We start from the raw sequence: 20,935 nt of genomic DNA, 5'->3' as shown, positions 1-20,935 counted from the left end.
AAGCTCATGAATTAAGCGCAGCTGTATAGAAAATGAATAAGCTCGGAGTCCGAATTAACGGGAAAGTTCCCTAAATCTTTTGTTAATTGGGATGAGAGTAAGATCACAGCCTTTGTAGGCAGAGTGCTCATCCGTGCCATAGATTAAGATGATTTCTCTTACCGCGATAGCTAATAGCCTTATTGTTACCTGAGTCACACTTTTACAAGGTCTGACGTGCAAGGTTAAAATCACAAAATAACGAACCCTTCCTTCGCTTTAAAAGCCCTAAAAGTGCTTTGAAAAGGAAATATCGTGCAATTCACTACCGCGAATCACTTTTTCACTGCATAAAGAATAAGCGCCTTGATTCATTTCGATTGTTAAAATCCAAAGTTATTTGGTTTATGGAAACAGCAATGAAATCGTCGCAACTTGATGCTTCAAAAGAGGTCTACCCACGAATCGGTAAAGTCTATAAAGTTCACTCAGATAAATCTCGCGTTAAAGTCAATTTTCACGGGAATCCAATCGGTCAGCCTATATGGGCAGTCATAGGTCGAGCGTTTAAAGCTTCTGACATAGATCTCGCTATTGATAACCAATTGAACTGCCAAATCAACTTTATGGATGGCGATCTTAGCCTTCCTATCCTTGTTGACATCTTCACCTCTCTACTAGAGGAAGACCTATTGATACTCCGAGCCAAAAACATGGTTGTTCAAGGCGATGAAAGTGTCGTCCTACGCTCAGGGGAGACTCAAGTATCAATGACGGCTAAAAGTGGCACGGTTAAAACCACCGCCCAAACCATCAATACTTCGGCAGATAAATTACAAAAAATTCAAGCGACCAAAGTGCGTTTAAACTGATTGAAAAGGAAAAAATTATGGCATCAACCATCGGCGCTAATGGGCTGAGTATCGTTCATAAAGGCTCAGGAGGTGAAGCGAACGCTTCTGTACCGGACGTTTGTTTAACCAAAGTCGGAAAGCCTGTCGTTCCTATTCCGTACGGCAATAACGCTAAATCCGCCGATTTGGTGGACGGCTCAACCAGTGTCACTGCCGATGGTGGCAACAGTATTGCTTTGCAAGGCAGTAAGTTCTCAAAAAGTACTGGTGATGCCGCTGGCGATAAAAAAGGCGTGAGTTCAGGAACCATTGAAGGAGAAGCGCAGTTTGTGACGTCTTCTCCGAATGTCCTTATCGAAGGAAAAGGAGTGGTACGCCAGAGTGATCAAATGACCATGAACAATGGCAATACCATGTGTTTTGGCGTACAGAACCCATCTTTCTCGGTCGAAGAAGATCTTGAAGAGACCTTTATCATGGACGTTTGTGTGCGTCACCCAAACGGTCAACGGCTGGTGAATGCGCCATTTAAACTCAGTGATGAGCAAGGCTCGACGGTATATGAAGCCACTTTGGATGATAAAGGGCGCAGTGATGCCGACCCGCTCAAAGGGGGGAAAGTCAAGCTGCTGGTCGAAGAGAGTCAAGACCCGTTTGTGGTGGCTCCGATTCGTCGCGAGAACCCTCGCCATGTAGACAGCCAGTCGGATGATGATTTTTTCAATATCGCTTCCAAAGGTCAGCGCGGCTTTTGGCAGCCAACCAGAATTGAGACCGTTGGCACGGCTTGGGGCAGTATTGGTCAAACGTTGAGTAGCGATCGCTATTTCCAAGGCATGGTCAGTGCCGAGGTCATTCAGCACTTTACCCATTATCACCCAGATACGACATTCGATGTATCAAAGACCTGTGATGCGCTCATTGGCAACCTTGATCAACCCTTGCCGCATACCACCGAATCGCTGCTGGCTTATACCCTGCCTCAAGTATTAGAAGAAGGAGAATTGCTGTCGGTACTGCTGAGGCTAGCACCGCATGAGACCACTGACCGAATGCTGGCGTACATACGTGCGCGAGGTAAAGGCAACCCACAAACCTATTTGGCTGACTACGATTGGCAAGCAGCAGAAAAGAGCATCAATAGTGAACTAGACGCGCTGCTTAACAAGCTGAAAAGTCGGTTAACCTTCTTACGTGATGAAGCCAGCAAACTGCAATACGCGTACCTGTCTGAGGATGTGTTCGATAAGCACATCGATACGTTAAGCTCGTACATGAAGTTACTACCCGACCTCATTTCTGGTGTGTTCAATAAAATGCAAACCAAAGCCAGCGAGCTTCTGGCGAACACAGATAACGTAAAGGTCATCAAAGCGGCAGACGACTTACACTCGATTGAGAGTGAATCGATTGAAGCCGTTGTCAACACCACGAAAACCATCGACACGGTCGAGCCATTCATGAATGAAGTGGCTGGTGTGATTGAAAATGTCATTCCGATTTATCCGGTGCGTTATGGCTACGCAAACTTCTTTGATGAAGTGATGCCAGCGCAAGCCCCGCCAAGCATGTTAGAAATGAATGGTGCTACCGGGCTGAAAGACACCGGTGGCTACCTGCTTCGCCTTCTGCGTGAGGGTTGGTTGTACATCAAAGAAGAGAGCGAAGAAGAGACCGCTCCTTTCCACATATTCAAATATGCGCAAACCCAAACGCCGACCGGTGTGATTGAAAAGTTTGAGAAATACTATTTCACCAATGAAGAAAACGCTCAAGAGGGATTAACGCTCGATACCTCATCGGGCTCCACGTTCTATCCTTTTGCGTTTGTGACGCCGAAAGCGAAAAAGATCTCCATCGTTTACTCTGAGCACGAATGGTCTGCCGCCATCATTGATAACATGAACAACGATGAAGAGTTGCGCAAAAAGGCGATGCAGCAGGTGGATTTGACTGCGCAACAAACCGAGTTTAGTCAAGCGGCAACACAAGACAACCTCAGCGCCTTGGTGGAAGATTACCGCAATAACGATGAAAAGTGGTTGGCAGACAAAGACAGCGCGAAGCCGATGCCTCATGGCCTTGATTTGGCAACCACCACATTAAGTTATCATCTTGATGCTGAAGGCATTGTCGAAACCATGCAAAAAAGCCATAGCGAGCATAAAGATGGCGCTTTGGTGGTTTTGTTTGACCCTGTTGGTCGTCAGCGCGATATCTCCAAAGTTATCTCGAAAAATGTCGCTGAGCAACAAGCCTATGTTAATGTCAACAAATACCCTTTGACGATTGGTCAGTACGCACAGTCATGTATTGAGAGTGATATTCCAGAAGTCAAGAAAGCAGCGGAGGAGAATCTAGCGATAGAGGAACTTCGAGAATACTTAAAAAAGAATAAAGAGAACATAGACAAGTGTAAAAGTGAGCGTGAGAAGCTACTTGACTTAATGGACTACTTTGTAGCGGGTAAAGGCGCTGAAGATGAGATTGGCTCGCTCACTTGCTATCTAAGACACTACTTTGATATTCGTCAGCAAGGCATTATCGACCCTGCTGCTGAGATGGGTAAATTGCTGCTCCTTCTAGGGTCGCTTTTTGAAGGCGTAACCGCAAGTGAAGAAGGCATTGAAAACATGGATAGATGGGTTGGTGAAGCCTTTCATACAGAAGAGCTCACCCCATTAGATAAGGTGTGGGGAGTTTCTCTAAAGGCCATTCAGCTCGTATTTCTTCAGCCCCAAGATCAAATAAATTGGCATCATGCTGTTCCTCCAGTATTAACTTCGATAGGTAATTACTTGGCTCGTATACAAGCTGAGTTCACTTATGGCACTAAGTTACTGGGAAATTCTGGGTTAGAGTGCTTTTATAGAGCAACCTTACCATCATTATTTGATGCCTTATTAGGGGTTCGGTTTACGGGGAATCGACTCAACATGGCGCTCGATGACATCGAAAACTTAATCGATAAACAAACAGGTCAAAAAAGCTCAATCAAATCAAATGTGCACTTTGGCGAAAAGCTTCTCAATTGGTCTGAAATGAAAGCAAACCAATCAGAGCAACGTATTTTTGAATTACTGGAAGCAGAGCCAACAGCATCAGCGCCTGAATGGCTCAAAAAGCTGGCCGATAGGCTCCCTACCAAAACACTTCTCCATTTCGCACAAGAAAGTGCAGGTTTAGGGCTGACCTATTGGTCGTATCAAGCAAATGTGAATACCATCAATGATCTTTTGGCTCAAACACAATTCGATACACTCGACCCCGTGAATGATGACAAAGAATATACATATCGCACGGTAAAAATGTTGTCCACGCTCGCGGCGATCAGCGCAGACAGTATTACTCTCAGCCAGTACAGTGCCAAGGGAGTAAATATTGCAGCACGTGAAGCTGAAAGGGCGCTTCTTGCCCTTCAAAAGCAGTTACCGAATATGAGTAAGCAGTTAGCTGAAAAGCTCGGAGTGCGCAGTTTACAAGCTTACAGTCAGCGTTTAGATACGCGTCTATCGGCAGCGCCGATAAAAGGACTTGTTGTCGGTGCAAACGTGGCAATGTCATTTGTTTACTTCTGGGATGTTTTTACTAGTTATAGGTCAGGCAATAAACAAGCTTCTCTGGGCTACCTGACCGGTGGCGTCTCCAGTCTATTGGTTGCATTTTCGGCCGTCGGGGGGCCTGTTGGAGCCGTATTGCTCTTCGTTGGTCTTACAGGGCTTTTATTTAGCGCATATCAGATAGACCGATTTGGCAAAAATAGTTTTGAAAACTTGCTCTACAGCTCTTTCTGGGGAACAAGTGAGTATTACCCGTTTTGGAATGATTTTAAAAAGCAAGAAGACATTGATACTGTTCAAGAGAGGCTGGATGTTATCACCGCTGTGACATCTGATAACATTAAGTACTTTGATGCGGCATTGAACATCGAGTCTCAGGAGTTTTTAAACTATTTTTACGCACCCAAACTCACTATCGTGGACAGCAGTATTCGTCCTTATGGCTCAGAGCCGTATCGATACAATCTCAGTTACGTATTCGTCTTGCCGGATTTTAAAATGAACGTATCTCAACTGCATGGCTCGATTTATCGTGAACTGGATGATACCAAATACGCGGCCTACTCAGTACCTGAGCCCGATAAGGCCATGACCGAAACCTTCAGGAGTGCGTTGGCGGCGGCATTTGAAGATAGGACATTATGTATCGCCAAAGAAGACGGTCTGCATGTCACGGTTAATGTCGAGTTTTCGCATCCGGCTCGTCTGATCTGGTGTTACGAACCGACACCAAACACTGTGGTGCCAAAACGTTATTTAACTAACAGCGGCTACATAAGCACGAGTCAAATAGGCATGCTTGATGAAAAACCAAACACTACACCTTGGGGAAAATAATGAACCGCGGCTCTCGAGGAATATTCACAACAAAAGCGCAACCTTTTTCAAAGTGGTGGGCGCAATTTCGAGCAGAAGTGATCGTTGTTCCGATGAAAGACCCACTCGAACCTTTTATGAGGGTCAATGATAATCTGTTGACGTTAAGGACTGGCTACCATACTCGCCGCAATACCATTATCGTCCCATGGATGCTGATGCTAACCGTATTGACTCTGTATTTTATCTACGATTCTCGCTACCAATATGATTTTGAAGCTCACAAGGCTCAGGCTGCGCGTATGATTGACTTCCACAGAGACAGAACCCCCGATTACAAACGATGGATTCTAGATGCTCAAAAGACTGGTGATACAGAAGAAGAGACACATTATCGCCGAAGGCTAGCTGAGAATGAAAGCCAAATTCAAGGCTACAGCATCTATTTTGAGCAAGACGGTGATGTGTCATTGTTTACGCATATGAGAGCGCTGAAGCAACTTGGACAGCTAGATCATTTCCTTTTCGGTATTGGCCTTTTTTCTTTCATGGGCGCTTTATCTTTAGGTATGTGGTTGCTTTTCTTGCTGAAACCTCAAGACGCGGAAGTTTACTTTGATCGAAACAGACAAATTGTCTACTCGTGGCGACATGGAAGGGTTGGCGCGGCGTCATTTGACAAAATGGGTATATTAGAAAATCACCTTGGTTTAAATATCGTATTGCAGTTTGAGAACAAAAACCTGACAGGCTACCGACCGATGGGGATCGTGGGCATTGATATCGGAAAGCATTCTTTTCATCGAGAGAGTGATATGACTTACCCATTAGCTCAAATCTTAGCGTTTATGGAGCATGGCAAAGAAGCTGTGATTACAGGTGAGTCATTTACAAGGGAGCCAGCAAAATACTTCTTACGCAAGGATAAAAAGCCGGATAACTTTGAACAGCGTGTTGAAGCGGCCCTCGCAGCTCAAGATGATCTCGTTTCCCACTACCAAACGAACCGAGTGAGAGGTCATGCGATTTAAGGTTTGAGAGTAATCTCATTAAGGTTAGTTAGTGCGGCAGGACTAACTAACCTTTATTTACTCTCCAAAATACATATTCACAATACCTAAATATAAAGTCACACTTAATATTATGGACATGTGTGGCGTGTATAGACAATAGCCACACGTGTCGTCATGCTCGAAAACAATAAAGGGGCAAAGGTGTTTTAGCTGACTTTCCCATCTGACTGTGACTTTCTCATCTGACTTGATACAGCCCAAAAGCGATCAAACGTTGTCCTCTGACAAAAACAAAAAAAGAAACTTGTAACAACATTCAAAGCAACCTATTGTGTATAAAGTTACAAAAATCAAAGGACACTATTGTGCCGAAGAAAAAATCACGCAAGATCGACCTAGATAAGTTCGTATTGCCGCACGTAAAGGAAGACACTATTCAGGGTACTGACAATCTAGAAGTTGTTCGACCCATCAGTGCGGTAGTGAATTTTCCTGCCTTGGGGTCGAAAGGTGGCAATGGGTATAGTTTCGACTTTGCACCCTTTTATGGTCAGGGGTTTGATGATCTGGTTAATCGTGCCTATTACACAACTAAAGCCTTGCTGGACTCTGCCATCTCAAGTGGAAGCTCTCAAAAGACTATTCTAGCTTATTCATATGATGGATTTAAGATTCTAGCAGGCTACCTTCCGCTTTATCGTCAGCATAAAGATCATGATTTATCTCAAGCAGATATATCAGTAGAGCTAATGGACAACTTTCGTATCCACTTAAAGACGCTTAAGAAAAAAAATGGCGATGGCAATCTATCCTACACTAGTCAAAAAAATCACTACACCTTGGTAAAATCACTTTTACATGCGATGAAAACCCAAGGGTATTGGGATGCCTCACCTGAGTACGTGAGAAGCTGTTTTAAACCCAACCCCTACCCAAAATCAAACCAACGTGGCGGTGGCGGCGCAAGTCCCTTCACTCAGCATGAGAGAAAACAACTTGTTATTACCTTAAAGCAAGCCATTCCACCTATCATCAATAAAGATCGAGAAGCGCCATTGACAGCGTATGAGTTGACGGTAGTGGTTTTGGCGATAGCGATGCAAACAGGGATTAATACCAGACCTCTTTTGGAAATGTCGGTGAACGCCTTGTCTGAGCACCCATTGAAGGCAAACAGACGATTGTTGACCGTCTTTAAACGTCGGGGGAGTTCAACTCAGTTACACAATTTACGCAAGAGTGAAGAAGTTGATATTATTCAGGGCGTTAAATTGGATGTGGCGCTGCTTATTGAAACCGTCACTAAACTCAATGCCTCAACCAGAGAAGCGCTAAACACGGATTTATTGCTCACCTATACCTCTACTCGTAATCGTACCGCTGGAACAGCCACCTCACTGTCAGAAAATGTGCTTTATTACTACACAGAATCATTGATTAAGGAGTACAACCTAAAAGATGAAGATGGCAACCCAATCACGGTGAATGCAAGTCGCATCCGCAAAACCTTTGTGAATGGCATATACGAGCTGTCAGGCGAGGATTTAGTCGCGGCAGCACACGCTGCGAGGCATCAACACCAAAGTACCACAGACCATTACCTGCGAGCGCCAGAAGAGGCAAGAAAGAATCTTGGTCGTGCCGCTGAAATCAGAGTGGTCAATATCTTGAATGAGGACGAAGAAAAAACGCCAATGGGTACATGTAAGGACACCAAGTATGGTGATAGAGCGCCCAAGGATGGGAGAATATGTACTGATTTTTTGGCGTGCTTCCGCTGTAAATCTTTTGTTATCACGCTGGACGACCTTTGGAAACTCTACAGTTTCTACTGGGCGATTATTCGCAACAGGGATAGCTTTGGTCGCAAGAACTGGAAAAAGTATCTCAAAGACATTCTGAGAGTGATTGACGAGCATATAGAGCCGCGATGCATTGAATTAAATGCGCTGCCACAAGTTCAAACCATGAAAGAAAAAGCAAGAACAACACCGCATCCCTACTGGAAAAACTTAGACATGTTGAGGGTTGGAAAATGATAAATGTCCAGAATACGCTAAGCGCAAAAGAGCTAGAAAAGCAAAAATGCCCCACGCTAGAAATGCTGGGCAACAACCCAACACAGGTACAAATTGAGGCGTTAACGGGCGTCGTTGCCTACACCACCCTCGAAGATGGTCAGTGCCTTGTGTACGCTCGATTTGAAGAAGATGAATGGGAGTTGACACCTGAAGAGTTCACTAAAAGTGCTAGGCTTAGTGAACATATCCTAAGGTTCAGCTCAATCCAAAGTCATACTCTGAAATCACTGGCGAAATGGGTGATGTGGTCGAAGCGCCAAATGGGGTTAAGAGGTAGTTCTTTGGCAGTGGCTTGCAAGCATGTTCGGTCATTTCTAACGTGGGTAGAGTCCGAGCCACTTCGCTCTCAGCGGGATTTTGATGCCTTTCTGGCTCAGGAATATGTTCAGTATGTCGATGGGGTAATGGTTAAACGTAAAGGCGAGTTGCAACCCCTAAAGCCAACTTCAAAAATACCAAGGTATTTCTCACTGGAAGCGATATATCGCCACGGCAGAATGTTTGCTTGGGTTAAGGGGCATCCTTGGATAAGCTCAAGTGCTCATGAGCAAGCAGGAGCGCTTGGCGAAGGAGCCCCTCGAAAAACAGCAGAAGGTAAAACCCTAATCATCCCCGATGAGGTGCTAAAGCCACTGGCGACTTACACTAAGGGCTATCTAGACCGAGCAACGGAATTGTTAAACCTACGCGATAAACTTGACGCTTTTGAGCCAACAGCTAAAAGTGTGAGAGATCAACCGACACAAAAACGCGAATACCTGCAAAGTATTTCTGATGAATTTGATAAGCTCAATGATTTCAATGACGCCTTACTCTTACTCAGAGATAGCTGCATCTTCTGGCTTTTGTTTACTACAGGAATGCGTATCCACGAAGTCTTGAATATCAAGCGTTCACTGCGTGGGAAAGGTGGCAGAAACTACCGCACAGAAACGAAAGACGAGGAAACGTTTTACTACATTCAGTCTCGCTCGGATAAAACCCATACAGGCGAGACGGAATGGATAGCACCTAAAATAGCGATTGATGCGATTAAGATTTTAGAGCGCTATTCAAAGCCCTATCAAGCCAAGCTCGAAGCAGAATTGAAAGAAGCGAAAAGTCAGGGCAATTATAAGGAAATGGCGCGTCTAAGCGAGATTAATAATCACCTGATTTTAGCCAAGAGTCCTCGCAAGAAAGGCGCTCCAATTACCATACCATCAGGTACGACTATTACTGGACTTAGGCTAAAAAACCTCTGCGCAATGGCAGGCGTTGATTGGAACTTAACCGCCCACCAACTAAGGCGCACCTTTGCAAACTACGTTGTGCACAGCGAACTTGGTGATTTACGAGCGCTGAAAGAGCACTTTAAGCACTGGTCAATCACGATGACCGCCCTCTATGCTGCAAATGATGATTTAGACCAAGAACTGTTTGAAGAACTCCTACGTGAAAAGCTGTTCGTAGAAGAAGAAATATTTTCGGATTTTTTCAATTTAGACCATCCAATTACAGGCGGTGCAGTGGCAGAGAAAATCAAAGAGTTCAGGTCAAATGAGGAAAACATTAAAATCTATGGCAGCCATAAGGAAATGGCTCGTGCAATGAAGCTGCCAATTCGCTCAACAGGTATTGGTTGGTGTACCAATGACGATGATGGCTGTATGGGTGGAGGTTGTGATGAATGCGACCACGGGATCGTAGATGAACGAAACGTCAAACATTGGGAAGGTATGTTAATTCAACAGCTTGAACTTGTTGACCTCGATGACATTGGTGATGCTGGTAAGAAGGCTGCTCAGGACGGCTTAGTGCGTGTAGAGAAGGTTCTCACCGATTTGGGTTATGACTATGCAGCCATGAAAAATGAATTGAGCAACAATAATCAAATTAAGTCAATATCATCATTAGACTGAATGCTGTAACAACTTTCAAGCGGGATAAAATGGCAAAGAAAGCAACCAATAAAAATAAACTAAATCAGATGTCTATTGGTGACATCGATGGCGTTGAACTTAAGATGGGTCGAGGGGGCGCTCGCAAGGGCGCAGGGCGACCAAAAACAAAACCAGACACCAAGGTAATGCGGGTGCCAGTTGATCTTGTAGAAGAGGTTCAGCGCATAATTGATGACTACAGGGCGAGGTTAGAGAATGAGCAGCAAAAATGAATCACCTAGCCATAAAAAGGTGCGATTGGCTATCGTAGCCATTGAGAAGGGTAAGCCTAAAGACCCTAAAAACAAGAAGCTGACAATGTCTTCTGTTGCGCGAGAAGCTGGCGTTAGCCGAGCGTTAATTCAACGTGATATGCCTGATTTATACCAACGTGTGATGGGTAAGTCAGGCTCAGACCAAGCGAAGGACAGAATAGAAACCTTACGCGCAAAGCTCAAAGAAGAGGAGAACAAGCGCAAGGAGCGAGACGAGGAAATCGCTGAGTTGAGGGAAATGTTAGCTAATAATGCCTCGATAAATGCTACGCTTATGAGAGAAAATAAAGAGTTAAGGTCAAGATTGGGGTTAACGGATAATGTCACCTCATTATTTACATAAGAGTTTGATTTTAAATAATTAAAACCTTGTTGTTAGGGAGCTTTATGACACCGCATGGTGATAAAAAGTGTAACAAGAAAAAATATCATACAAATCAGTCACTCACTCACTGTTACATGAAACAAGGTATATTTAAGCTCTGATTGTAATGAATAACACTAACTGGGCAGTGAAAGGGTAAACGTCCAACTTTTTTCTCGTGGCTAAGCCACAACTCCTCCCTTCCTTGCCCGGTTTTCACCGGGGTCAGCTCTATGCGAATTAGACCCTAATGCGATTTGTATTAAGGCGCTTTGTAGCGTCTGGGATAATTCAACAATGAATAAAACACATTCTTTTTGTGAAACACTACTAACTCAACATAACCCATTAAAGCTATTAGGTTGGAAACCGTTTTTTCAACAACAACTGACGTTAGACGATTACGAGAACACGCTTTTCGCGCGAGTGATTGCTCACCATCGTAGTGGTTACGTTGTGGTTAGCGAACAAGGTGAAACTCACTTACCTATCCATACCTCGTTACCCAGCATGACCGTTGGTGACTGGGTGATACTCAACCACCAGCAGCAGTTTTCTCGTTTACTTGAGCGCCGCAGCTTATTCAGCCGTAAAGCCGCTGGCAGCAAGGTCGCTGAGCAACTTATTGCCGCCAACGTGGATACGGTCTTTATCGTTTGTTCACTCAATCACGACTTTAATCTCAGCCGCATTGAGCGCTACTTGGCACTCATCAATGAAGCCGATGTAGAACCTGTGATTGTGCTGACAAAAGCCGACTTATGTGACGACGCTGACGAGCTCAAAGCTCAGGTACAAAAGCTCGATCCACTGCTTATGGTAGAAAGCGTTAACGGTCTGGACGAGTCAGACGTCGCCAAGTTGATGGGTTGGTGTGGCGAAGGTCAAACCGTCGCCTTTATCGGTTCTTCTGGGGTAGGAAAATCGACCTTAGTCAACACCCTACTTGGCGAGCAAGAACAAGCGACTGGCGGAATTCGTGAAGATGACAGCAAGGGTCGACATACGACGACCTCGCGCTCAATCCATCTATTGCCTTCCGGTGGGATCTTAATGGACACACCGGGAATGCGAGAGATCCAATTGGCAGATTGCGAAGCAGGCGTGAGCGAAACGTTCGCTGATGTTGAAGCACTAGCAGAAAACTGTCGATTCAGCGATTGTCAGCATCAAACGGAGCCGGGTTGCGCGGTTCAAGCCGCAATTGAAGATGGCACATTAGAGATGCGCCGCTTTACTAACTACCAAAAGTTACTGCGAGAACAAGCCCACAACGGCGCGACTCTCGCGGAGCAACGAGCTCAGAGTAAACAGTTCGGAAAAATGGTACGCAGTATCGTTGGCGAAAAGCGCAAACACCAACGAGGTTATTAACTTGTTGCATTTGCGTAATCAATAGAACAAAGGAGGCTAACGCCTCCTTTTTTAATAACTTAGTGAAAAACCATCATTCATACTTGGCGACACAAATCAACATAAAAGACCAATAACAGCAACATTGTGCAAACATTTAAACTAAGAACAAACTAAAACTAGACACAAAATATTACCAAGCTAAGATATGTGATATTCAGCAAGAAAATAGCTGGATTTATAAAAACAGGATAATTGATAATCAGGACGTCTTAGCAACACAACAACAAGGTTCAGCCCCTTCATTCGAGGGAACATTACGCCGTGTAATGACTGAAACTTACGCTGCTGCTGAGGCAAAAATTGCAGGAATGATGTATGCAAATGCAACACAACAGTCTCGTTGCCCGATACGCTCGCGGTAACCTCGTTCTCCAGATCCTCGTCGGTATTGTTTTGGGTATTCTGCTTGCGACTATCTCACCAAGCCACGCTGAAAGCGTTGGTATGCTGGGTAGTCTGTTTGTCGGTGCTCTTAAAGCGATTGCTCCTATCTTGGTATTCATTTTGGTTGCGGCTTCTATCGCCAACCAAAAGAAAAACCAACACACTTACATGCGTCCAATCGTCATTCTTTACCTAGCGGGTACCTTCTTTGCGGCGCTAACCGCAGTAGTACTAAGTTTCCTTTTCCCGACCAATTTAACGCTAGTAACGGGCGCTGAAGGTGCAACGCCACCACAAGGCATTGCAGAAGTTATCCAAACCTTGCTGTTCAAGCTGGTTGATAACCCAGTAAACGCACTAGTAGAAGCTAACTACATCGGTATTCTTGCTTGGGGTGTAGGTCTTGGTCTTGCACTTCACCACGCATCAGCAACGACGAAAGCGGTATTCGAAGATCTAAGCCACAGTGTTTCTCACATTGTTCGCTTTATCATTCGTCTTGCGCCTTTCGGTATCTTCGGTTTGGTTGCATCTACATTTGCAACAACTGGTTTTGGTGCACTAGCGAGTTACGCTCACCTTCTAGCGGTACTACTGGGTTCAATGTTTATCATTGCGCTAGTGGTTAACCCAGCGATCGTGTACTTCAAAACAAAAGAAAACCCATACCCATTGGTGTTCCAATGTCTACGTGAAAGTGGCGTAACGGCATTCTTTACGCGTTCAAGTGCTGCGAACATTCCAGTGAACATGAACCTATGTAAGAAGCTAGACCTAGACGAAGATACGTACTCAGTATCTATCCCACTAGGTGCGACCATTAACATGGCGGGTGCAGCAATCACTATCACAACCCTTACGCTAGCAGCGGTACACACTATGGGTATCGACGTTGACCTAATGACAGCGGTACTACTAAGTATTGTTGCAGCAGTATCAGCATGTGGCGCATCAGGTGTTGCAGGTGGTTCTCTACTACTAATCCCACTAGCATGTGGTCTGTTTGGTATCTCAAACGACGTAGCAATGCAGGTTGTAGCGGTTGGCTTCATCATTGGTGTGATTCAAGACTCGGCTGAAACAGCGCTAAACAGCTCAACAGATGTTATCTTCACTGCGGCTGTTTGCAAATCAGAACAGAAGAAAGCTCAGTAAGGCTTAAGCATCTGTAAGATATACGCATCTTTGATGTAAGAAATAGAAAGGGGAGCCAACGCGGCTCCCCTTTTTGTATCCTGTTAAGGATGACCTACAAACGAACCGTCTTCCCAGTTCGCATGGATTCTAACGCAGCGTCCGCTAACGTCAGAGCAATCTCACCATCTATGCCAGAGCAGCATGGCGCTTCGCCTTTCAGCACTTCAACAAAGTGTTGCCACTCTGCTACGTAAGCACGCTCATAACGCTCTAAGAAGAAGTACTTCGGTGTTGCGCCTGCTTGGCCTGTTTCTGTACTGCGGCTGACTAGATTTTCAGTTAGATTCGCCACTTGCAGCATACCTTTCTCGCCATGCACTTCGAGGCGTTGATCGTATCCGTAGCCAGAGCGACGACTGTTATGAATCGTTGCCATCGCACCAGAAGGGAATGTAAGCGTCACCACACTGGTATCGATATCTCCCGCGTCACCGATGGCAGGATCTACCTTGCAGCTGCCATGTGCAGTAACTGCGATGGGATTTTCCCCTAAGATAAACCGCGCCATGTCGAGGTCGTGAATCGTCATATCACGGAACATGCCTCCCGACGACTTACTGTATTGCGCTGGCGGTGGCGCAGGATCGCGAGAGGTGATAATTACGCTTGCTGGTTCACCAATTTGACCATCATCCAGCGCTTTCTTAAGGCTCAAGAAATGCGGGTCAAAGCGGCGATTAAAACCTAATAGGAAAGGCACTTTATGCTGGTTTACTACGCCCAAGCAATCACGTACTCGCCCCAAATCAAGGTCGATTGGCTTCTCACAAAAAATAGCTTTACCTGCTTTTGCTGCTCGCTCAATCAAATCCGCATGAGTATCGGTTGAAGAGCAAATGCACACCGCATGAACGTTGTCATCCGCCATCGCTTCTTCCACGGTTTGGCGTTTTGTCTGCGGATATTGCGCACAAAACTGATCCGCATAGACCTCATAAGGTTCTATAAGCGAATAAATCGTAGTTTCTGGTGAACGTTCGATATTGACCGCATGCACTTGACCAATTCGACCCGCTCCAAATAAAGCAATATTAAACATAGGAAATCCTTTCTGTGTCGCTTAGTCGAATTGACGCTTCATGCCCGCCAACATATCTGCGGCGATGTCGTAGTAATCCCCTTCCCACAGTTGGTCATTGAGGAACTCACCAGAATAGAAGCCGTCGTAACCTGTTTGGCGAATTGCATCGACCCATTCTTTTAATGGCACTTCACCTTGTCCTAGTAAGTAACCACGCAGAGCGCGCTCATCTGGCCAAGCCTCGCCCGGAGCAGGGCGCTTACCATCAGACAAGTGCACGTTGTAAATCAGCTCGGCATCGATATTTGCCACTTGCTCCAACGTTGCACCGCGACATGCCCATAGGTGCCATGTATCCAGAACAAAACCAAAGTTGTCGCGGCCGACGGCGTCGTAAAGGCGGAAGTAATCTTCCAGCTTGGCGATTGGAGTCCAAGCCGCGCCTTCATATTGGAAACGGATGCCATAGCTCTTACCAATGTCGGCAATCTGGCGAATGTTCTGCGCCGTGAGTTCGATGTTTTGCTCTTTGGTTAAGCCATTTAATGCCTCAAAAGCATTGAGCTGGATGGTAGGTGCACCCACGGCTTGCGCAAAACGGCACAGCGTCTCTGAATCTTGGAACAGTTGGCGTTGGCTGGCTTTATCTGTCACTTCAACCGCACCAATGATGTCGATCGCCGTTGGAACAATGCCAAACTCATCCATGCGCTGTTTGAGTTGCTCAGCGGTGAAGCCAGCCTGAATGTAACGCCAGAGTTTTTCGGTGTGGATTTCGAGCCCTTGATAGCCAGTTTCTTTGGCGAGTCGGACATCAGATAGGATATTGCTGTGCAGGGAGCACATGCCATGTAGAGCAAAACGCATCAGATTTACCTCTTCTCACTGCCCTGTACATTGCAGGACATAAGCCGAATTCAGCTCGAGCAAACCCGCAGCACAACCGCTAAGTTGCACCTAATCAGTGGACAAAGGTATGGAAAAATCTGCGCGCTTTACTGCTTATTCGCTCGCAGGATCGCGTCCCTATTCGAGATTACTGAGCGATGAAATTACTTCACTTCTCGACAAATCAGACTCACCGCAACCGCCTGCGCCAAATACATGGAGCTGCTGAGCGAACGGAAGCCCATCAATTCGCCTTCTTGTACTTCAAAACAGACATCCATTTTGCTGCCATGAGGCGTCATTTGGTTGTCAGTAATGCAGACAATCGGCACGTTCTTTTTGCAAGCATCATCAATCAGTTGGCTGGTTTCTTCCGCGTATGGATTGAAGGTGATAGCAAACAGAACGTCTTTATCGTTCATTCGTCGAGTTAACGGAGACAACATGCCACCGTGATCATCCAAGAGCACGACACTCTTGTCAGATTTCATGAGGGCGTACCAAAGATAGAAAGCCACTGGATAAGCACGGCGAGTACCCTGAATGTAGATGGTTTCTGCACCATCCATCAGAGCCACTGCACGTTCCAGCTTTTGAGGAGAGACCGACATTTGAAGCTGTTCTAATGCTTCAATGTTCGCGTGTCCGAAATCTTGGAAGATGGCTTGAGGCGAGTCATGCGGGACGTCCTCCATCTCACGAGCTTTACGAACGCGCTCTTTATAATCTCTCGGGCGATTCAAATATTGATCGCGAAACAGTACTTGCATAGAAGTGAAGCCATCAAAGCCCATCGCATTAGAGAATCGACTTAAGGTCGACAGGGGTACGTTGGCTTGCTTGGCAATGGTCGCCATGGTTTCTACCGCCACCAGCATCGGCTGGTCGGTTACGAAATCCGCGACTTGCTGCAAACGCCCGCTCAAACTGTCGTAACGCTTTGCGATTAACTCTTTTAGTGTGTCTAAATCTGCAGGTGCTTTCACTTCAACATCCATAGTTATACTGCTCTCCTATCAATGAACGCTTGGAGATAGAGGCCCCTTATAGTAACAAAAGGGGCCGCTATTTTAAGATAATAATTCAAAGTTTCGTACCGCTTCTTCTTTCACATAAGGCATCGCCTTTTGCATGAAGTAAATACGGTCAAACTTTTGCGGTTCCTGATTCATGTAATCGCGAAGATTATGACCCAGAGCCTGACGCAAGCAGGTGCCAATATTGAACTTGGACACGCGGCTTTGCTTGAGCTTGAGCATGTCTTCATCGCGGATACCACTCGAACCATGAATCACCAACGGCACCGCCACAGCATTTGCGATACGGTCTAAGCGACCAAAATCGATAGTACAAGTTGGCTCGGTTAAGCGGTGAACGTTGCCGACGGAAATTGCGACACAATCAACGCCACTCTCTTCTGCAAAGCGCGCCGCATCTTCCGGTTCTGTGTAAATAGATTTTATGTGGTCGCGACCTTCTTCATAAGGCACCGAACCAATTTCACCCTCAACCGATGCTCCTAACGCATGCGCCACTTCAACAACTTTCTTGGTGCGAGCAATGTTCTCGTCCAACGTCAGTTGCGAGCCATCAAACATCACAGAACTAAACCCGGCTTTAAGCGCGCGAAAGACGATGTCTTCTTCGTAAGTGTGGTCAAGGTGAAGCACAACAGGCACTGTGCTCTTGTGCGCCAGATTTAGGAACATTGCCGCAGCGGTTTCGACGCCATAAAAATCCACCACGTCTTTGTTACAAGCCAGAATTACCGGTTTGTTCACTTGCTCTGCCGCTTCAACAACAGCACGTGCATCTTCAAAGCCGAACACATTAAAGCAAGGGACAGCGTAGTTAGATGCCGCAGCCTCCGGCAATAGGTCATTCAAATTTACCAACATGATGATTCCCCTACTTAAATTTCGCGATCATGTCTTTGATGCCAGGGATCGTTTCCACTTGGTATTCGTGGTGCGGATCAAAGTGCTGAATCAAAGATTTCTCTGTTTTGCCAACGATGATGGTGAAGTAATACATTTCGTAGCCCGGCGCAGCCACACTTGGGTGATAGCCTTTATCGATGGCAATCACAGAGCCCGTGCGCACGTGGTAAACCGGACCAAAGTCGTCTTCGTGCTCGTATAGGAACTGCGCACCAAAGCCGAAATCTGGGTTGAAGCGGAATTGATACACTTCTTCGTAAAGGGTTTCTTTGCTGCCGTCAGGCTTAACACGATCTTCATCGTGCTTGTGTGGAGGGAAGCCAGACCAACCGCCTGCCCCAACGGTGAATAGTTCACTCACCAATAAGCGACCACGTTTGTCTGCATTGGATTGACCAAGCACGTGTTTGATCTTGCGGTGAGTTTTGGTGTCATCCGAACCGTATTGCACCATGTCTACGTTCTCTTCGCGCACACAGAAAGGCTCCAGTGACGCTTCAAACTTGCCACCCGCAATCATGACGTCAGCTTTGTCACTCACACATTGGATGGTCGCGCGGTAGCCAAGTGGTACGTAAACCGCTTCTGGGTTGCCGTCCCAAACTGACTTACGCTTACCAATGTTGTCGAACGTTTCGCTCTCGCCGTCTTTCGTTACGGTGATGCTGCAAGTACCGCCAGCCAATACGATGACAGACTCATACCCTTCAATAACATGGTCAAAAGTTTCGTTCTGATTCAAGAACACTTGGTTGAAGTAACATAGCGGCGTTACTTCGTCGTTCGCACCAATAATTGGTTCATTCTTGTTATCAAATGGTGGAATGTGTTTTCCCATTTTTCTTTTCTCCTCACAGTTCGTTTGATAACGAGACTGTCCTATCCTTCTGAAAGTGGCTTAACAAAAAAGCCGGGCCACGATGGTGTGTACGCGCACTGTTTGGTTACCCTCAAGTGACATACCGGCCCGGGAGACCAAACGCGCAGCAATGTGGTGCCCGAAAGCACCAAACCGTGCTTAACTTCGCGTCTCAATAAAATCGAATAGTTGTTCCTTGGTTGGCATGGCTTCTGTGCAGCTGTGACCGCTGACATTAATCGCCGCTGCAGCCGTGCCGTTGCGTACGCCCTCTTCTAACGAACCGCCAGTAACTAGCGTCCAAATCAGACCGCCCGCAAACGAATCACCAGAGCCAAATGGTTTATTAGCTTCCACTCGGAAAATGCCTTGCTCGAACTTATGACCAGCACGGTCGTACACTTTCGAGCCATGCTCACCGGCTTTTACCACCACCACTTGAGTGTTCTCTGTTAAGAAACGAGCCGCCGTTTGGTCATCATCGGTGTTGCCCGGAGCAATGACGGTTTCCATCATGTCGAACTCTTCACGGTTACCAATAACGATGTCTGAAAGACCTGCGGCAATGCCGTAGTAAATCGAAGCATCAGTATCCGTGCGCCAAGAGTAAGGACGGTAATCAACATCCATCACCACTAAGGTATTGCTACGGCGCGCATGCTGCATCGCAATCAAAGTAGCTTCACGACTTGGGCTTTCCGACAAGGCCGTACCCGTGACTACCAAGACTTTTGAGCTAGCGATGTAAGCTGGGTCGATCTCTTCTGGTTTGATGGTCAAATCCGATGCGTTGTTACGGTAGATAAGCACGGTGCAATCTTTTGGCTTCATCTCTGTGAATGCCACCGAAGTACGCGAACCAGAATCATCGGTTCTCATGCCGTCAAGGTTGATGCCTTGCTCCGTCATGTAACCCTTGACGTAACCCCCGAATGCATCGTCAGCCACGCAGCCAATAAAGCCGACCTTACCGCCTAACTTGGCAATGCCCACCGCAATGTTTGCTGCTGAGCCGCCAACGAATTTGTTGAAGCCAGAGATGTCCGCCATGTCGGTTTTAGCTTCGCGAGCGTAGAGATCTACGCCCGCACGTCCTAAAACGATGGCATCCAATGGTCGATTTGTTTCAAGTGCAATGTTTGTCATCGTCTGTTCCTATTATTTGTATTCAACCCAAGCGGCGTTCTGGTCTGCAGATTCCACACACTTCTCGCATAGGCGCACGCCTTCGATACCTGCGTCGATACCTGGGAACCAAATTTCAGATAGCGCTTGTTGGTCATCACGGTCAGCCGCATCGAATGCCAACGCGAAACGGTGGTATAGGTTCGCCCATGATTCGAAGTAACCTTCTGCATGACCACCACCAACACGGTTAGAAGCCACACCCGGTGCATCTTGGTATAGGTAGCCCATGCCACGCTCTAGAATGCGTGGTGCTTCACCTTGGACTTCAAAACGAAGTTGGTTTGGTTGCTCATCCCACCATTCGATGGACGCTTTCGAACCGACGATGCGGATTTTTTGTTGGTGCATCGAACCTGCATTCACTGCCGATGCCCAAAGCGTACCAACTGCGCCATCTTTGAATTGCATCATGATATGAGCGTTATCTTCGAGCGGAGCACGTGACTTGATGAAGCTTTGACGCATGCAAGACAGGCGGTCGATTTCAAGACCTGTCATCACTTCACACAGGTAGAAAGCGTGTGTACCCACATCACCCAGAACATAAGTTGGACCAGAGACTTCTGGGCTGACACGCCATTTCAAACCTGGATCGTTTTTCTCGTATTCTTCGTTGTGGAAGCCGTGAGCAAATTGCATGTTCACAACACGAATCTCACCCAGATCACCACGCTTCACCATTTCACGAGCTTGCTGGACCATTGGGAAACCGCTGTAACCGTACATCACGCCAATCACGCGATTGCGCTCTGCTGCGATCTGTTTGAGCTCTTCTGCTTCTTCCGTCGTGAAGGTGATTGGTTTTTCACACACCACGTGTAAGTTAGCTTCCAGTGCTGCTTTACAAATTTCGTAGTGAGTTGAGTTTGGCGTTGCGACCGAAACAGCTTGAATGCCATCTTCGCGTTGCGCTTCTTTCTCAAACATCTCTTTGTAATTTGCATAGCAACGGTCGCCATCTAGACCCAAGTTCTCACCGAAATCACGACAACGATCCGCATCCAAATCGAATGCACCAGCGACCAATTTGAACAAACCATCGCGCTGCGCCGCATTACGGTGCGAGTAACCGATCTGACTGCCACGACCACCGCCGACCATTGCCCAACGGATTGGTTGCTCAAAATGACGTTCTTCATTAAACATGTTTGACTCCTTGATAGGCTCTTGTTTAAGAG

16 protein-coding genes are annotated in these 20,935 nt (G+C 46.4%); 9 read left to right on the top strand and 7 right to left on the bottom strand.

The window, feature by feature from the left end:
* Positions 1–398 precede the first annotated feature (398 nt).
* The 9 genes from ACLIIY_RS20755 (at position 399) to sstT (ending at position 13,819) form a co-directional block, all read left to right on the top strand.
* Positions 399–851 carry a hypothetical protein gene (locus ACLIIY_RS20755; protein WP_240998266.1) on the top strand — a complete coding sequence of 151 codons (453 nt, stop codon included), beginning with the start codon at positions 399–401 and terminating at the stop codon, positions 849–851.
* A gap of 17 nt (positions 852–868) precedes the next feature.
* Positions 869–5,230, top strand: a complete 4,362-nt coding sequence (locus tag ACLIIY_RS20750; protein WP_434529288.1) for a PAAR-like domain-containing protein — start codon at positions 869–871, stop codon at positions 5,228–5,230.
* A complete protein-coding gene (locus ACLIIY_RS20745; RefSeq protein WP_434529287.1) occupies positions 5,230–6,240 on the top strand; it encodes a hypothetical protein in 1,011 nt (336 codons plus the stop codon). The genes ACLIIY_RS20750 and ACLIIY_RS20745 overlap by 1 nt, the downstream gene beginning before the upstream one ends.
* 347 nt (positions 6,241–6,587) lie before the next feature.
* Positions 6,588–8,261 carry a hypothetical protein gene (locus ACLIIY_RS20740; RefSeq protein ID WP_230854091.1) on the top strand — a complete coding sequence of 558 codons (1,674 nt, stop codon included), beginning with the start codon at positions 6,588–6,590 and terminating at the stop codon, positions 8,259–8,261.
* Positions 8,258–10,204, top strand: a complete 1,947-nt coding sequence (locus ACLIIY_RS20735; RefSeq protein WP_188046955.1) for a site-specific integrase — start codon at positions 8,258–8,260, stop codon at positions 10,202–10,204. The genes ACLIIY_RS20740 and ACLIIY_RS20735 overlap by 4 nt, the downstream gene beginning before the upstream one ends.
* A gap of 29 nt (positions 10,205–10,233) precedes the next feature.
* Positions 10,234–10,458, top strand: coding sequence for a hypothetical protein (locus ACLIIY_RS20730; protein ID WP_045410191.1), 225 nt, complete (start codon positions 10,234–10,236; stop codon positions 10,456–10,458).
* On the top strand, positions 10,442–10,843 hold the full coding sequence (locus tag ACLIIY_RS20725; RefSeq protein WP_045410188.1) for a hypothetical protein: 402 nt from the start codon (positions 10,442–10,444) through the stop codon (positions 10,841–10,843). The genes ACLIIY_RS20730 and ACLIIY_RS20725 overlap by 17 nt, the downstream gene beginning before the upstream one ends.
* 318 nt (positions 10,844–11,161) lie before the next feature.
* Positions 11,162–12,238, top strand: coding sequence for a ribosome small subunit-dependent GTPase A (gene rsgA, locus ACLIIY_RS20720; RefSeq protein WP_434529286.1), 1,077 nt, complete (start codon positions 11,162–11,164; stop codon positions 12,236–12,238).
* A 363-nt stretch (positions 12,239–12,601) separates the two neighbouring features.
* On the top strand, positions 12,602–13,819 hold the full coding sequence (gene sstT, locus ACLIIY_RS20715) for a serine/threonine transporter SstT (RefSeq protein WP_038894685.1): 1,218 nt from the start codon (positions 12,602–12,604) through the stop codon (positions 13,817–13,819).
* 94 nt (positions 13,820–13,913) lie between these two features.
* Here the strand turns inward: sstT and iolG are convergent, their stop codons facing one another.
* The 7 genes from iolG to ACLIIY_RS20680 all read right to left on the bottom strand — a co-directional run bounded on the left by iolG (position 13,914) and on the right by ACLIIY_RS20680 (position 20,903).
* The gene (gene iolG / locus ACLIIY_RS20710) at positions 13,914–14,900 is read right to left on the bottom strand and encodes an inositol 2-dehydrogenase (protein ID WP_434529285.1); all 987 of its coding nucleotides are present in this window, start codon (positions 14,898–14,900) and stop codon (positions 13,914–13,916) included.
* 21 nt (positions 14,901–14,921) lie between these two features.
* Positions 14,922–15,749 (bottom strand): sugar phosphate isomerase/epimerase family protein, encoded by an 828-nt coding sequence (locus ACLIIY_RS20705; RefSeq protein WP_005437845.1) that lies wholly within the window; start codon positions 15,747–15,749, stop codon positions 14,922–14,924.
* A gap of 185 nt (positions 15,750–15,934) precedes the next feature.
* Entirely contained in the window at positions 15,935–16,768 is an 834-nt protein-coding gene (locus ACLIIY_RS20700) for a MurR/RpiR family transcriptional regulator (RefSeq protein WP_434529284.1), read from the bottom strand.
* Positions 16,769–16,840: 72 nt separating this feature from the next.
* Positions 16,841–17,668, bottom strand: coding sequence for a class II fructose-bisphosphate aldolase (locus ACLIIY_RS20695; protein WP_005437843.1), 828 nt, complete (start codon positions 17,666–17,668; stop codon positions 16,841–16,843).
* A 10-nt stretch (positions 17,669–17,678) separates the two neighbouring features.
* Positions 17,679–18,548, bottom strand: a complete 870-nt coding sequence (locus tag ACLIIY_RS20690) for a 5-deoxy-glucuronate isomerase (RefSeq protein WP_038868950.1) — start codon at positions 18,546–18,548, stop codon at positions 17,679–17,681.
* A gap of 180 nt (positions 18,549–18,728) precedes the next feature.
* The gene (gene iolC, locus ACLIIY_RS20685; protein WP_434529283.1) at positions 18,729–19,715 is read right to left on the bottom strand and encodes a 5-dehydro-2-deoxygluconokinase; all 987 of its coding nucleotides are present in this window, start codon (positions 19,713–19,715) and stop codon (positions 18,729–18,731) included.
* Between the two features lie 12 nt (positions 19,716–19,727).
* On the bottom strand, positions 19,728–20,903 hold the full coding sequence (locus ACLIIY_RS20680) for a Gfo/Idh/MocA family protein (protein ID WP_005437837.1): 1,176 nt from the start codon (positions 20,901–20,903) through the stop codon (positions 19,728–19,730).
* Between the last annotated feature and the right edge of the window lie 32 nt (positions 20,904–20,935).

It is taken from the genome of Vibrio sp. K4 (genome assembly GCF_051122595.1).
GTDB classification, from domain to species: Bacteria; Pseudomonadota; Gammaproteobacteria; order Enterobacterales; family Vibrionaceae; genus Vibrio; species Vibrio owensii.
This window is presented reverse-complemented; position numbering and strand designations above follow the sequence as displayed.

Coding starts and splice junctions, on each gene's coding strand:
- ACLIIY_RS20755 (WP_240998266.1), top strand. CDS start 399: ATGAAATCGTCGCAACTTGATGCTTCAAAAGAGGTCTACCCACGAATC.
- ACLIIY_RS20750 (WP_434529288.1), top strand. CDS start 869: ATGGCATCAACCATCGGCGCTAATGGGCTGAGTATCGTTCATAAAGGC.
- ACLIIY_RS20745 (WP_434529287.1), top strand. CDS start 5,230: ATGAACCGCGGCTCTCGAGGAATATTCACAACAAAAGCGCAACCTTTT.
- ACLIIY_RS20735 (WP_188046955.1), top strand. CDS start 8,258: ATGATAAATGTCCAGAATACGCTAAGCGCAAAAGAGCTAGAAAAGCAA.
- ACLIIY_RS20730 (WP_045410191.1), top strand. CDS start 10,234: ATGGCAAAGAAAGCAACCAATAAAAATAAACTAAATCAGATGTCTATT.
- ACLIIY_RS20725 (WP_045410188.1), top strand. CDS start 10,442: ATGAGCAGCAAAAATGAATCACCTAGCCATAAAAAGGTGCGATTGGCT.
- rsgA (WP_434529286.1), top strand. CDS start 11,162: ATGAATAAAACACATTCTTTTTGTGAAACACTACTAACTCAACATAAC.
- sstT (WP_038894685.1), top strand. CDS start 12,602: ATGCAACACAACAGTCTCGTTGCCCGATACGCTCGCGGTAACCTCGTT.
- iolG (WP_434529285.1), bottom strand. CDS start 14,900: ATGTTTAATATTGCTTTATTTGGAGCGGGTCGAATTGGTCAAGTGCAT.
- ACLIIY_RS20705 (WP_005437845.1), bottom strand. CDS start 15,749: ATGCGTTTTGCTCTACATGGCATGTGCTCCCTGCACAGCAATATCCTA.
- ACLIIY_RS20700 (WP_434529284.1), bottom strand. CDS start 16,768: ATGGATGTTGAAGTGAAAGCACCTGCAGATTTAGACACACTAAAAGAG.
- ACLIIY_RS20695 (WP_005437843.1), bottom strand. CDS start 17,668: ATGTTGGTAAATTTGAATGACCTATTGCCGGAGGCTGCGGCATCTAAC.
- ACLIIY_RS20690 (WP_038868950.1), bottom strand. CDS start 18,548: ATGGGAAAACACATTCCACCATTTGATAACAAGAATGAACCAATTATT.
- iolC (WP_434529283.1), bottom strand. CDS start 19,715: ATGACAAACATTGCACTTGAAACAAATCGACCATTGGATGCCATCGTT.
- ACLIIY_RS20680 (WP_005437837.1), bottom strand. CDS start 20,903: ATGTTTAATGAAGAACGTCATTTTGAGCAACCAATCCGTTGGGCAATG.